The sequence below is a fragment of the Streptomyces sp. SudanB5_2050 genome (assembly GCF_964272335.1).
Lineage (GTDB): Bacteria > Actinomycetota > Actinomycetes > Streptomycetales > Streptomycetaceae > Streptomyces > Streptomyces rochei.
The window spans coordinates 6,923,277-6,936,261 of the sequence record NZ_OZ186760.1; the positions used below are offsets into that span (position 1 = coordinate 6,923,277).

12 protein-coding genes are annotated in these 12,985 nt (G+C 74.5%); 5 read left to right on the top strand and 7 right to left on the bottom strand.

Features of this window, described 5'->3' with window-relative positions; genetic code table 11:
• The first annotated feature begins 28 nt into the window (after positions 1-28).
• From ACFZP7_RS30295 to ACFZP7_RS30305, 3 genes are all read left to right on the top strand, one after another.
• A complete protein-coding gene (locus ACFZP7_RS30295) occupies positions 29-802 on the top strand; it encodes a GNAT family N-acetyltransferase (RefSeq protein ID WP_031016006.1) in 774 nt (257 codons plus the stop codon).
• Positions 802-1,623: a 1-acyl-sn-glycerol-3-phosphate acyltransferase gene (locus ACFZP7_RS30300; protein ID WP_086876671.1), complete on the top strand. Its 822-nt coding sequence runs from the start codon at positions 802-804 to the stop codon at positions 1,621-1,623. The genes ACFZP7_RS30295 and ACFZP7_RS30300 overlap by 1 nt, the downstream gene beginning before the upstream one ends.
• A gap of 72 nt (positions 1,624-1,695) precedes the next feature.
• Positions 1,696-2,637, top strand: a complete 942-nt coding sequence (locus ACFZP7_RS30305; protein ID WP_355513452.1) for a PRC and DUF2382 domain-containing protein — start codon at positions 1,696-1,698, stop codon at positions 2,635-2,637.
• Between the two features lie 45 nt (positions 2,638-2,682).
• Here ACFZP7_RS30305 and ACFZP7_RS30310 read toward each other — a convergent pair whose 3' ends face one another.
• Both ACFZP7_RS30310 and ACFZP7_RS30315 read right to left on the bottom strand, forming a co-directional pair.
• Complete coding sequence (locus ACFZP7_RS30310) at positions 2,683-5,028, bottom strand: ATP-binding cassette domain-containing protein (protein ID WP_385637089.1); 2,346 nt, start codon at positions 5,026-5,028, stop codon at positions 2,683-2,685.
• A gap of 66 nt (positions 5,029-5,094) precedes the next feature.
• Positions 5,095-6,114, bottom strand: coding sequence for an LLM class flavin-dependent oxidoreductase (locus ACFZP7_RS30315; protein WP_385637092.1), 1,020 nt, complete (start codon positions 6,112-6,114; stop codon positions 5,095-5,097).
• 58 nt (positions 6,115-6,172) lie between these two features.
• Here ACFZP7_RS30315 and ACFZP7_RS30320 point away from each other — a divergent pair, with 58 nt between their 5' ends.
• Entirely contained in the window at positions 6,173-6,664 is a 492-nt protein-coding gene (locus ACFZP7_RS30320) for an HAD family acid phosphatase (RefSeq protein ID WP_030978043.1), read from the top strand.
• A gap of 19 nt (positions 6,665-6,683) precedes the next feature.
• Here ACFZP7_RS30320 and ACFZP7_RS30325 read toward each other — a convergent pair whose 3' ends face one another.
• The gene (locus tag ACFZP7_RS30325) at positions 6,684-6,899 is read right to left on the bottom strand and encodes a dodecin (protein ID WP_019330446.1); all 216 of its coding nucleotides are present in this window, start codon (positions 6,897-6,899) and stop codon (positions 6,684-6,686) included.
• A gap of 256 nt (positions 6,900-7,155) precedes the next feature.
• Between ACFZP7_RS30325 and ACFZP7_RS30330 the strand changes: the two genes are divergently transcribed.
• Complete coding sequence (locus ACFZP7_RS30330; RefSeq protein WP_385637094.1) at positions 7,156-8,418, top strand: extracellular solute-binding protein; 1,263 nt, start codon at positions 7,156-7,158, stop codon at positions 8,416-8,418.
• Positions 8,419-8,484: 66 nt separating this feature from the next.
• Here the strand turns inward: ACFZP7_RS30330 and egtD are convergent, their stop codons facing one another.
• The 4 genes from egtD to egtA are packed head-to-tail and all read right to left on the bottom strand — an operon-like array spanning position 8,485 to position 12,930.
• Positions 8,485-9,447, bottom strand: coding sequence for an L-histidine N(alpha)-methyltransferase (egtD, locus tag ACFZP7_RS30335; protein ID WP_385637097.1), 963 nt, complete (start codon positions 9,445-9,447; stop codon positions 8,485-8,487).
• Positions 9,444-10,244 (bottom strand): ergothioneine biosynthesis protein EgtC, encoded by an 801-nt coding sequence (egtC, locus tag ACFZP7_RS30340; RefSeq protein WP_385637100.1) that lies wholly within the window; start codon positions 10,242-10,244, stop codon positions 9,444-9,446. Before egtC ends, egtD begins: the two co-directional genes overlap by 4 nt.
• Entirely contained in the window at positions 10,244-11,629 is a 1,386-nt protein-coding gene (gene egtB / locus ACFZP7_RS30345; protein WP_385637103.1) for an ergothioneine biosynthesis protein EgtB, read from the bottom strand. The genes egtC and egtB overlap by 1 nt, the downstream gene beginning before the upstream one ends.
• Positions 11,626-12,930 (bottom strand): ergothioneine biosynthesis glutamate--cysteine ligase EgtA, encoded by a 1,305-nt coding sequence (gene egtA, locus ACFZP7_RS30350; RefSeq protein ID WP_385637106.1) that lies wholly within the window; start codon positions 12,928-12,930, stop codon positions 11,626-11,628. The genes egtB and egtA overlap by 4 nt, the downstream gene beginning before the upstream one ends.
• Positions 12,931-12,985 lie beyond the last annotated feature (55 nt).

The window sequence follows — 12,985 nt, forward strand, 5'->3', positions numbered from 1 at the left end:
TCCAGTGGACCGCCCCAGGAGAGCACCCATGACCGGCGTACTGACCGCAGACCGCCCCCCGAAGCCCGCCTCCCCCCGCCGCTACACCGTGACCCTCGCCCGGGACGAGGAGGACGTGCGGGCCGCGCAGCGGCTGCGCCACGACGTCTTCGCCGGAGAGATGGGCGCCCTGCTGGCGAGCCCGCAGCCCGGGTACGACATCGACCCCTTCGACGCGTACTGCGACCACCTGCTGGTGCGCGAGGAGACGACCGGGCAGGTCGTCGGCACCTACCGGCTGCTGCCGCCCGAGCGGGCCGAGGTCGCCGGACGGCTCTACGCGGAGAGCGAGTTCGACCTCGCGGCGCTGGACGCCATCCGGCCCGGCCTGGTCGAGGTCGGCCGCTCCTGCGTCCACCCCGACCACCGCGACGGCGCCGTCGTCGGGCTGATCTGGGCCGGCATAGCCCGCTACATGACCGAACGGGGCCACGAGTGGCTGGCGGGCTGCTGCTCCGTCCCGCTCGCCGACGGCGGCGCCCTCGCCGCCGGTACCTGGAACCGGGTCCGCGCCAAGCACCTGGCGCCCGAGGAGTACCGGGTGCGGCCGCTGCTCCCCTGGGTCCCGCGCGCCGCGTCGGTGCCCGCCGGCCGCACCGAGCTGCCCGCCCTGCTCCGCGGCTATCTGCGCCTCGGCGCCTGGGTCTGCGGCGAGCCGGCGCACGACGTGGACTTCGGCGTCGCCGACCTGTACGTGCTGCTGCCGATGAACCGGGTCGACCCGCGCTACCTGCGGCACTTCCTCTCCCTCGTCCCGGCCTGATGAACGCCTGGCTGCCCACCGCCCCCTGCACCCCGGGGACCTGCGTGGAACCGCTCCCGGCCGCCCGGACCCTGCCGCGCGCGGTACTGCGGCTCACCGGGGTCGCCGTACTGCTGCTCGCCGGCGTCGCGGTCGCCCTCACGCCGCTGCGCGGCCGCGCCCCGGCCGCACTGGTGCGCTGCTGGTGCCGGTGGATCGTGCGGGCCGCCGGCGTCCGGGTGCGGTTCACGGGCGCCGCCGCCCCCTCCGGGGGGCTGCTGCTCGTGGCCAACCACGTCTCCTGGCTCGACATCCCGCTGCTCGCCGCCGTGCGCCCCGCCCGGATGCTGGCCAAGAGCGAGGTCCGGCGCTGGCCGGTGGCGGGACCGCTCGCCGCGCGCGCGGGCGTGCTGTTCATCGAACGGGACCGGTTGCGGGCCCTGCCCGGCACGGTCGCCGCCGTCACGAGGGCGCTGCGGGAGGGCGCCGCGGTCGCGGCCTTCCCCGAGGGCAGCACCTGGTGCGGCCGGGCGCAGGGCCGGTTCCGCCGGGCCGTGTTCCAGGCCGCCCTGGACGCGGGGGTGCCGGTCCAGCCGGTCCGCATCGGCTACCGGGGCGGGGAGCGGACGGTGAGCACGGCACCCGCGTTCGTGGGCGAGGACACCCTGCTCGCCTCGCTGTGGCGGGTGGCGTCGGCACGGGGCCTGACCGCGGAGGTCGAGGTGCTCCCGGCCCTGCCGCCCGGCCGGTACCGCGACCGCCGGTCGCTCGCCGGGGCCGCGGAGCCGCCGGGCCGCGGTCACCCGGGGAAAGCACACTCGAAAAGTATGCGTACTTTGTGACTTATGTTCCGTTTTTCTGCTTCTGATGCGGACATCCGGAAGGCAGGCACTCCGGAAGGAGGGTGATGCCAGATGATCACCCGTGAAGAGATCGCCAACGTCCTGGACCATCCGGTCTACGACGGGGACGGCAACAAGATCGGCGACGCCAAGCACGTCTTCTTCGACGACATGACGGGGCGCCCCGAGTGGGTGAGCGTCAAGACGGGGATGTTCGGCTCCAACGAGTCCTTCATCCCCATCCGCGACGCCGCGGTGGTGCAGGACCACCTGGAGGTCCCCTACCGCAAGGAGCAGGTCAAGGACGCACCCAATGTCGACGTCGACGCGGGCGGCCATCTGTCCGAGTCGGAAGAGCACCGGCTCTACGACTACTACGGCATCAACTGGGACAGCGTGCTCTCGGAGGCCGAGCGCACCGACGACGGCCGCTTCGCCGCCGGCCCCGGACCGGCCGGCACCGCCTCGGCCGCGGGAGCGGCGGGAGCCGCGGGCACGGCCGGCATGGCCGGCACCGCCGGTACGGCGGGCGGCATGACCGGCCGTCAGGAAGGCGCGGACCGCACCGGCATGCGCGGCGACGACGCCATGACCCGCTCCGAGGAGCAGATGCACGTCGGCGTCGAACGGCGTGAGTCGGGCCGGGCCAGGCTGCGCAAGTACGTGGTGACGGAAGAGGTCCAGCAGACCGTTCCGGTGAGCCACGAGGAAGTCCGGGTGGAGCGCGAGCCGATCACCGACGCCAACCGCGGTGACGCGCTGGCCGGCCCGGAGATCAGCGAGGCCGAGCACGAGGTCACGCTGCACGAGGAGCGCCCCGTCGTGGAGACGGAGACGGTCCCGGTGGAGCGCGTCCGGATGGTCACCGAGGAGCACGTCGAGGACGAGGTGGTGCGCGGCCGGGTGCGCAAGGAGCGGATCGAGGCGGAGACGGAGCGCTTCGACGACGACGCGGCGCGGTTCGACGACGAGTCGGCACGCCTCGACGACGAGAGGCGGCCGGGCCGCGAGTAGCCCTCCGCGCCCCTCACCGCGGGGCGGGGCGCCGGTGGCCCGGCTTCACCGGCGCCCCCCACCGTGCAGCGCCTCGGCCAGATACCGCGCCGTGGCGCTCCCGTCGGCCCGCGCCACCTCCGCCGGGGAACCCTCGGCGACGATCCGGCCGCCCGCCTCACCGCCGCCCGGCCCGAGGTCGACGACGTGGTCGGCGCCCGCCACCACGGTCATGTCGTGCTCCACGACGACCACGGTGTGCCCCGCGTCCACCAGCCCGTGCAGCTGCCGCATCAGCACCTCGACGTCCGCCGGATGCAGCCCGGTCGTGGGCTCGTCGAGGAGGTACAGGGTGTGCCCGCGCCGCCCCCGCTGCAGTTCGCTCGCCAGCTTGATGCGCTGCGCCTCCCCGCCGGACAGCTCCGTCGCCGGCTGACCGAGCCGCAGGTAGCCCAGCCCCACGTCGAGCAGGGCGGCGAGGCTGCGCGCGACCGCGGGCGTGTCCGCGAAGAACTCCGCGGCGCCCTCCACCGTCAGGTCCAGCACCTCGGCGATGTTCCGCCCCCGGTACGCGACCTCCAGCGTCGGGGGGTTGTAGCGCGCCCCGCCGCAGTCCGGGCACGGCGTGTACGTGCTGGGCAGGAACAGCAGCTCCACGCTGACGAATCCCTCGCCCTGGCAGGTCTCGCAGCGGCCCCCGGACACGTTGAAGGAGAAGCGGCCGACGCCGTAACCCCGCTCGCGCGCCTCGTCCGTGGCGGCGAAGACCTTGCGCACCACGTCGAACAGTCCCGTGTACGTCGCCAGGTTGGAGCGCGGGGTGCGTCCGATCGGCCGCTGGTCGACCGAGACGAGCCGGCCCACCCCCGGCAGCTCCTCGGTGATCTCGCCGATGAGCGTCGACTTCCCGGAGCCGGACACGCCCGTCACCGCGGTGAGCGCGCCCAGCGGGAAGCGGGCGGTCACACCGCGCAGGTTGTGCCGGACGACCGGGCCGACGGTCACCGAGCCCCGCGGGGTGCGCGGCGTGCGGACGGGAGCGGGGGAGCGGTCGAAGAGGTGACGGGCCGTCGCGGATTCCGCCACGCCGGCCAGCCCGTCGACGGGACCGCTGTAGAGCACCCGCCCGCCGTGCTCGCCCGCCCGCGGGCCCACGTCCACGATCCAGTCGGCGCCGCGCATCACCGCGAGGTGGTGCTCGACCACGAACACCGAGTTGCCCGCCGCCTTGAGCCGTTCCAGCACCGTCAGCAGCGCCTCGGTGTCCGCCGGGTGCAGCCCCGCCGACGGCTCGTCCAGGACGTAGACCACGCCGAACAGGCCGGAGCGCAGCTGCGTCGCCAGCCGCAGCCGCTGCAGCTCGCCCGCCGACAGCGTGGGCGTGGGGCGGTCCAGGCTCAGATAGCCGAGGCCCAGCTCGACGACGGGCGCGATCCGGGCGGTGAGGTCCGCGGTGAGCACCCGGGCCGTCTCTCCGTCCGTCGGCAGCGCCCCGGCGAGTTCGGTCAGCGGCAGCGCGGCCAGCTCGGCGACGGTGCGTCCGCCGACGGTCACCGCCAGGGCCTCGGGCCGCAGCCGCCCGCCGCCGCAGACGGGACAGGGCTCACTGGTCAGGAAGCGCTCCGCCTTCGCCCGCAGCGTGGCGCTCCTGGTGTCCGAGAAGGTCTTGAGCACATAGCGGCGGGCGCTCGTGTACGTGCCCTGGTACGGCCGCTGGATGCGGCCCGCCTCCCGCACCGGGTGCACCGTGACCACCGGCTGCTCGTCCGTGAACAGGATCCACTCACGCTGCTCGGCCGGCAGCTCGCGCCAGGGCCGGTCCACGTCGTACCCGAGCGCGTCGAGGACGTCCCGCAGGTTCTTGCCCTGCCAGGCGCCCGGCCAGGCGGCGATCGCACCGTCCCGGATCGACAGCGAGGGGTCCGGGACCAGCAGCTCCTCGGTCGTACGGTGCACCCGCCCGAGGCCGTGGCACTCCGGGCACGCCCCGGCCGCCGTGTTCGGCGAGAAGGCGTCCGAGTCGAGCCGCGGCGCGCCCGGCGGATAGTCGCCGGCCCGGGAGAAGAGCATCCGCAGGGAGTTGGAGAGGTTGGTGACCGTGCCGACCGACGAACGGGACGTCGGCGCCGTGCGGCGCTGCTGGAGGGAGACGGCCGGCGGGAGGCCCGTGATCTCGCCGACCTTCGGGGCGCCGACCTGGTGGATCAGCCGGCGCGCGTACGGCGCGACCGATTCGAAGTAGCGCCGCTGCGCCTCCGCGTACACCGTCCCGAAGGCCAGCGACGACTTCCCCGACCCCGAGACACCGGTGAACACCGCCACCGTGTCGCGGGGGATGTCCACGTCCACGCCCCTGAGGTTGTGCTCACGGGCGTCGCGCACCCGGACGTACGGATCGTGGGGGCTGTGCATCGCGGGGAACTCCGTACGCTCTTCGGCCCCGGGCCGGAACCGGGGGAGGGGACAAACCCCGCGATTCTACGCCGGGACGGCGACCGGCTCCCTGCCGGTGACGCGGGCGAGCCGCCGGTAGGAGTCCAGCAGGGCCCCGCGGTCGTAGGTGCTCGTGGTCACCAGGACCTCCTGCGCGCCCGTCGCCCCGATCAGCGACTCCAGCGCCTCGGCGACCTGTTCCTCGGTGCCGGCCAGGTGCCCGGCGAGACCCGACTCGTACAGGTCGCGCTCCTTGGCGGTCATCGGCCGCCCCTCGACCTCCTCGGCCGGGGGCAGGGGCGGGAAGGAACCGCGGGTGCGTGCCCGCGCCATGGACCAGGACTCCGGCAGCAGCAGCCGCCGGGCCGCCTCGGGACTGTCGGCCACCGCGATCGTGCCGGACACGACGACGTACGGCTCCGCGCTCCACTCGGAGGGGCGGAACCCGGCGCGGTAGCGCTCGATGCCGCGCAGCATCCGCTCGCGGTCGCGCAGGTCCCCGATGACCATCGGCAGTCCCGCCCGGGCCGCGACGGCCGCGCCCTCGCCCATGGCCAGCACGAACGGCGGCACGGTCAGCCCCTCCGCCGGGCGGGCGTGCACGCCGGTCGGGGAGGTGCCCCGGAACCAGCCGAGCAGCTCGGCCAGTTGGGCGTCGAAGTCCTCGGCGTCCTCCTTGTCCCGGCCCAGCGCCCGGCGCACGCCGTCGGTGAAGCCCACCGAGCGGCCCAGCCCCATGTCGATCCGTCCGGGGAAGAGCGACTCCAGCACGCCGAACTGCTCGGCGACGACCAGCGGCCGGTGGTTGGGCAGCATCACGCCGCCCGTGCCGACCCGGATGCGGCGGGTGGCACCGGCGACCGCGGCGGCCAGCACGGTCGGCGCCGAACCGGCCACGCCGGGCACGCCGTGGTGCTCCGCCACCCAGAACCGGTGGTAGCCAAGCCGCTCCGCCTCCCGGGCCAGCGCCACGGTGTCGCGCAGCGCCTCGGCGGCGGTGTGTCCCTCGCGGACGCGGGAGCGGTCGAGGACGGAGAGGCGGGTGGACGCGATCACTGAACTCACACCGGGTTTAACGCCCGCGCGGCGCCAGGATTCCCGGCAGCCGTTCTAGGGTGGGCGGATGACCCGCACCGACAAGCCTCCGGTGGCCGTGTTCGACCTGGACAACACCCTCGCCGACACCGCGCACCGGCAGCGGTTCCTGGAGCGCCGCCCCCGCGACTGGGACGCGTTCTTCGCCGCCGCGCCGCACGACGCGCCGCTGGCGGAGGGCGTCGCGCTGGTGCGGGAGAGCGCCGAGGAGTGCGAGATCGTCTATCTGACCGGGCGTCCCGAGCGCTGCCGGCGCGACACGCTCGACTGGCTGTCCGCCCACGGTCTGCCGGACGGGCCCGTGCACATGCGGGGCGACGCCGACCGGCGGCCCGCCCGGCGCACCAAGCTGGAGATCCTGCGACGGCTCGCGCGCACCCGCGAGATCAGGGTCCTGGTGGACGACGACGAACTGGTCTGCGACGACGCCGAACGGGCCGGTTTCACCGTGGTCCGGGCGCGGTGGGCGGCCCGGTCCGCCGAGCTGCGGGTGGCCCAGGAGCGCGAGGGCCGCACCTGAGCGCGCGGTCCCGCCGCCGTCAGTCCGTCTCCTCCAGGCGGAAGCCGAGCTTCAGGCCGACCTGCCAGTGCGCGACCCGTCCCTCCTCGATCTGACCGCGCACCTGCGTCACCTCGAACCAGTCCAGCTTGCGCAGCGTCCGCGAGGCACGCTCGATGCCGTTGCGGACGGCCTGGTCGACGCCGTCGGGCGAGGTGCCGACGATCTCGGTGACCCGGTAGGTGTGGTTCGACATGCGGGTGCTCCCTTCCGCGGGGCGGCGGTGTGCCGTGTCCTTCCACCGTGCCCCAAGCCGCGACGCGGCGCGAGGCGTCGGAGCCCGGCGGGGCAACCGACGGTCACCCCTTGACCTCCGCATTGGTACATACCAAAATCCCTGACATCACACCCGTTCGAGCTTCGGGCTCGTCCCCCACGTCGGGTCACCCTTCGCGTGCGCAGGACACCCGTGTCCGCGTCCGCGCCCTGTGCGTCAGACAGAAGGACCCTCCGTGAGACGTCGCCTCCTCGCCCTCGCTTGCGTATCCGCCTCCCTGCTCAGCGGCTGCGGTCTGATGTCGCAGGAGGACGGGGGCGAGCGACGTGCCGTCACCCTCTGGCTGATGAAGGGCAGCGCCTCCGACGACTTCCTGAAGCGGTTCACCGAGGACTTCGAGCGCGCGCACCCCGACCTCGACCTCGACGTCCGGATCCAGGAGTGGACCGGGATCGGCGACAAGGTGCAGGCCGCCCTCAAGGCCGACGGCACCGACGGACCCGACGTCATCGAGGTGGGCAACACCCAGGTCCCCCAGTACGCCGAGGGCGGCCGGCTCCAGGACCTGACCCTGGAGTCGATGCGGGACTGGGGGATGGAGGACTGGCTGCCCGGCCTCGCCGAACCGGGCAAGTGGATGTCCCAGCAGTACGGCATCCCCTGGTACGCCGCCAACCGCGTGGTCATCTACCGCAAGGACCTGTTCGAGCGGGCCGGGGTCGACGAGCCGCCCCGCACCCGCGAGGAGTGGCTCACCGTCACCGAGAAGCTCGACTCGGGCGGCACCCAGGGCATCTACCTGGCCGGCCAGGACTGGTACACGCTCTCCGGCTTCATCTGGGAGGAGGGCGGCGAACTGGCCGTGGAGGAGGGCGGTACCTGGCGGGGCACCCTGGACTCCGAGGCCGCCCTGCGCGGCATGGACTTCTACCGCGAGCTGCAGGCCCTGGGCGACGGCCCGGTCGACGCCGACGAGGAACACCCCCCGCAGGCCGGCGTGTTCGCCAAGGGGAGCGTCGCGCAGATCGTCGCCGTGCCGGGCCTCGCCCAGACCATCCTGAAGGAGAACCCCGGGCTCCAGGGCAAGCTGGGCTTCTTCCCGGTGCCGGGCAAGACCGCCGGCCGGCCCGGCGCCGTCTTCACCGGCGGCTCGGACCTCGTCGTGCCGAAGAACACCGACGAACACGACGGAGCCCTCGCCGTCGTCGAGGCGCTGGCCGGCACCGAGTGGAACACCGAACTGGCCCGCACCATGAACTACGTCCCGAACAAGGAATCGCTCGCCGACGCCGTCGCGGGCGAGGAGGGGGTGGCCGCGATGGCGGCCGGCGCCGCCCGGGGACGGGCGACCCCCGGTACGCCCCGGTGGGGCGCGGTCGAGGCGGACAACCCGATCAAGGAGTACATGACGAAGGTGCTCACCGGGAGCGACGCGGAGTCGGAGGCCCGCAGGACCTCCGACCGCATCACCGAACTCCTGGACCTGGACGCCCGCTGACCCGCGCGGCCGGGCCGCCGGCCCGCGCGGCCGGTCGACCGCGCGGCCGGGCTCGGCGCCCCGCGCTCAGTGCGCCACGCTCAACGACAGCGCGAACCGGCCCGCCGCGTCCGTCCACCAGTGGGCCGGCTCCAGTCCGGCCTCCGCCAGCTCGGCGTGCACGCCCTCCCGGCGGAACTTCGCGGACACCTCGGTGCGCAGCTCCTCCCCGGCCGCGAAGTCCACCGCCAGGTCGAGCGCCTGGATCTTGACCGTCTGCGCGCTCAGGGAGCGCAGCCGCATCTCGATCCACTCCCGTTCGGCGTTCCACAGCGCCACGTGCGCGAAGGCGGCGGGGTCGAAGTCGGCGTCCAGCTCCCGGTTGACCACGGACAGCACGTTCTTGTTGAACGCCGCCGTCACCCCGGCCGCGTCGTCGTACGCCCGCACCAGCACCCGCTCGTCCTTGACCAGGTCCGCGCCCAGCAGGAGGGCGTCGCCGGGGGAGAGCAGGGCCCGGACGCCGGACAGGAAGGCGGCGCGCTCGTCGGGCAGCAGGTTGCCGATCGTGCCGCCGAGGAACGCCACCAGCCGGGGGCCCGGCGTGTCGGGCAGCGTCAGTTCCGCGGTGAAGTCGGCGATCAGCGCGTGCACCCGCAGGTCCGGGCGCTCGGCGGCGAGCGCCCGTCCGGCCTGGGTGAGCGCGCTCTCGCTGACGTCGACCGGCACATAGCCGCGCAGCCCGGTCAGCGCGTCGAGCAGGAACCGCGTCTTCTCCGACGACCCCGAGCCCAGCTCCACCAGGGTCCGGGCACCGGTCGCCGCGGCGATCTCGCCGGCCCGGTCGACCAGGATCTCCCGCTCGGCGCGGGTCGGGTAGTACTCGTCCAGCGCGGTGATCTCCTCGAACAGCTCGCTGCCGCGCGCGTCGTAGAACCACTTCGGCGGCAGCCACTTCGGCGTGCTCGTCAGCCCCGCCAGGACGTCGTCGCGCAGGGCGGCGTCCGTGGCGTCCTCGGGCAGGGTGCGGGTGACACGGAACGGGCTCACGTGCGGGGCTCCTTCGGGGAGGCGTAAGCGTCTGCGAGGGCGTCGCCGCCCGGGTCCTTGAGGGCGGTGAGCAGCACCTCCGTGCCGCTCGCCGTGAGCAGGGTGCGGTCGGGGACCTCCCGCCAGCGCGGGTCGTCGTCGTACGGCTCCGAGGCGACGACCGTGCCGCCGCCGGGCCGCGCCAGGTACCACAGGGTGTCGCCCCAGGTGGTGGCCGTGACCGTGGCGCCGTCGGTCAGCAGCAGGTTGAGCCGGGAGGCCGGGGCCGCCGCGGCGACCTCCGTCACCGTCTCGCCGAGCGCCCGGCCCGCGTCGTCCCCGGCGCGCAGCCGGGCCAGCACCAGCGCCCACACGAGCGCCGAGTCGTTGCGGGCCTCCAGGTCCAGCAGGTCCCCGGCCGGCAGCGTCCCGGCGATCCCGGCCAGCGAACCGGGCCAGCCGGCCACGGCGCCGTTGTGGCTGAACAGCCAGGTGCCCGCGGCGAACGGGGCCGCCGCCGCCTCCGCGTCGGCGCCGGCGAGCGTCGCGTCCCGTACGGCGGCCAGCAGCGCGCCGGTCCGCACCACCCGGGCCAGGTCGGCGAAGGACTGGTCCGCCCAGATCGGCCCGGCCCTGCGGTACCGCGCCGGCACCGGGTCGCCCTCGGCGTACCAGCCGACGCCGAAGCCGTCGGCGTTGACCGTGCCGTACCGCTGGTGGCGCGGCGCCCAGGACTGGCGGTACAGGCCGTGCGGCGGCGCCACCACGAGCCGGCCGATCGCCTCCCGGGGCCCCACGTAGGCCAGGTGACGGCACATCAGGAGACCTCCGCCGACCGGGCGGTGCGGAACCCGGAGAAGATCTGCCGCCGGATCGGATAGTCCCAGTTGCGGAACGTGCCCCGGCAGGCCACCGCGTCCACGGCGAAGGAACCGCCGCGCAGCACCTTGTGGTCGGAGCCGAAGAACACCTCCGAGTACTCCTTGTACGGGAAGGCCCTGAAGCCCGGGTACGGGGTGAAGTCGCTCGACGTCCACTCCCAGACGTCGCCGATCAACTGCCGTACGCCGAGCGGCGACTCACCGGCCGGGTAGCTGCCGGCGGGCGCCGGGCGCAGGTGCCGCTGACCGAGGTTGGCGTGCTCCGGGCCGGGGTCGGCGTCGCCCCACGGGTAGCGCATCACCCGGTCGCCCGCCGGGTCGTACCGGGCGGCCTTCTCCCACTCCGCCTCGGTCGGCAGCCGCCGCCCGGCCCAGCGGGCGTACGCGTCGGCCTCGTACCAGCACACGTGCACCACCGGTTCGTCGGCCGGCACCACCTCGGTGACGCCGAAGCGCCGCCGCAGCCACTGCCCGCCGTCGCGCCGCCAGTACAGCGGGGCGGTGATGGAGTGCCGGCGGATGTGGTCCCAGCCCTCCGGCGCCCACCAGCGCGGGTCGTCGTAGCCGCCGTCGTCGATGAACGCCTGGTACGCGCCGTTGGTCACCGGAGTGGTGTCGAGGTGGAAGGAGGCCACCTCGCGCCGGTGCGCGGGCCGTTCGTTGTCGAGGGCCCACGGCTCGGTCGAGGTGCCCATCACGAACGGCCCGCCGGGCACCAGGACCTCCGCCGGGCCGGTGAACAGGGGCACCGGGTCCGGGTCCGGCGCGGTCAGCGCCTGCGGGCCCTTGCGGAGCTGGTGCGTGATGAGCATCGTCTCGTCGTGCTGCTGCTCGTGCTGGGCGATCATCCCGAAGGCGAAGCCGGCCTCCGTCAGCCGGGTCCCGTGGAACGCGGTGCCCTCCAGCACGTCCAGTGCCCGTCCGCGCACGTCGGCCGCGTACCGGCGGGCCTCCTCCGGCGAGAGCAGCGGCAGCTTGGGCCGCTCGGCGCGCGGGTGCTCGAAGGCGTCGTAGAGGCTGTCTATCTCGGGCCGTATCGCCTTGTGCCCGGCGACGGCGCGCAGCAGCCACTGCTCCTCCTGGTTGCCGATGTGCGCCAGGTCCCACACCAGCGGGGACATCAGCGGCGACACCTGGGCGGTCAGGTCGGGGCCTTCCACACAACTGGTCAGCAGCGTGGTGCGCTCTCGGGCGGTGACCAGGGTGGCCAGGGCCCGCTCGCGCAGCGCCTCGGCGTCGGCGGGCTGCTCGGCGGTGGCCCCGGCGGCCGACCGGGGGCCGGTGGCGGTGTCGGTGGCGGTGTCCACGGCGGGGTCGGTCATGTGCGGGTCTCCCTCCCGTACGGGCCACGGCTCGCGCCGTCCGGCATCTCCAGCAGGTCGTCGGCGGGGCAGCGGCCCCGCAGGACGTAGCGCTCCAGGTACCCGGCGACGGCCTCCGTGATCGCGGGCGCGGCCCCGATCCGGGGCAGTGCGGCGAGCGCCGCGGTGAAGCAGGTGGCGGCGGCCTCGCGCAACTCCGGGTCGGTGAGGGCGAGACGGGCCGCGTCCTGGTAGAGCGGGTTGTGCGGGGCGGGCAGGCCGAGGGTGCGCTCGGCGAGCGGCTTCACCGCCCGGTAGGCCGTCTCGGTGGCCTCCGGGTCGTCGAACAGCGCCGCCGTCACGGCGAGCGGCACGATCCAGCCGTCCTCCCCGGGCTGCGCGTCGATCATGCGCAGCTCCAGGTGGCCGCGCGGTCTGACCGGTGGGAAGAGCGTGGTCAGGTGGTAGTCCAGGTCCTCCCGGGTGGGTGGCCTGGGCGAGCGGCCCCGGGTCCACTCGCGGAAGGTCAGGTCCTCCGGCACCTCCCAGGGGCCGGCCTCCCGGCGCACGCACATCACCGGGGAGTCCAGGACGTGCCGGGTCCAGGCGGCGCGGGGGTCGGAGTCCAGCGGGGGGCCGCCGGCCCGGCCGGCGCCGATCTGCGTCCAGCGCAACTGGCGGGTGGACCGCCAGCCGGTGGGCCGGTCGCCGGCCAGCGGGGAGTTCGCGAACGCGGCCAGCAGGACCGCGCCCAGGTGATGGGCCAGCCACCAGCGGCGCACGTGCCCGAGCGGGCCGGGCTCCTCGTGTCCGGCGTCCAGGCACACCTGCACGGAGGCGGAGGTGCACATCATGAAGCGCCCGGCGGGGCCGGTGCGGTCCAGACACGCCTCCATGGCGTCGTAGCGCGGCTGCCGCAGGAAACGACGGGGCGTGGGCTGCCAGGGGTCGTGGCCGAGGCCGACCAGGGCGAGACCGTCCTCGCGCAGTACCGCGCGGACGGCGTCGAGGTCGGCGGAGACGGCGTCCACGCACTCCGTCAGGGAGGTGGCGGGCAGCGAGCTGAGTTCCAACTGGCCGCCGGGTTCGACGGTCAGCGCGGACCTGAGGGGCACGGTCCGCAGGGCGGCGTAGACCGCCTCGAGTCGTTCGGGCGCCACGGGGAGCCGGGGCGCGCTCGCCTCGTGGACGAGCCATTCCACTTCGACGCCCAGGCGCCGGGGCGGGCCGGTCTTGAAGCAGATGCCGTGGACCAGCGCCTCGACCTCGGCCTCGGTGACAGGGGTGCGTGGCCGGGTACAGCCACCTACCGCATCGGACATGTCGGGATCCTCCTGAGATTCCACCATGTCGCCGGCCCGTTCACGGTGGTCCGGG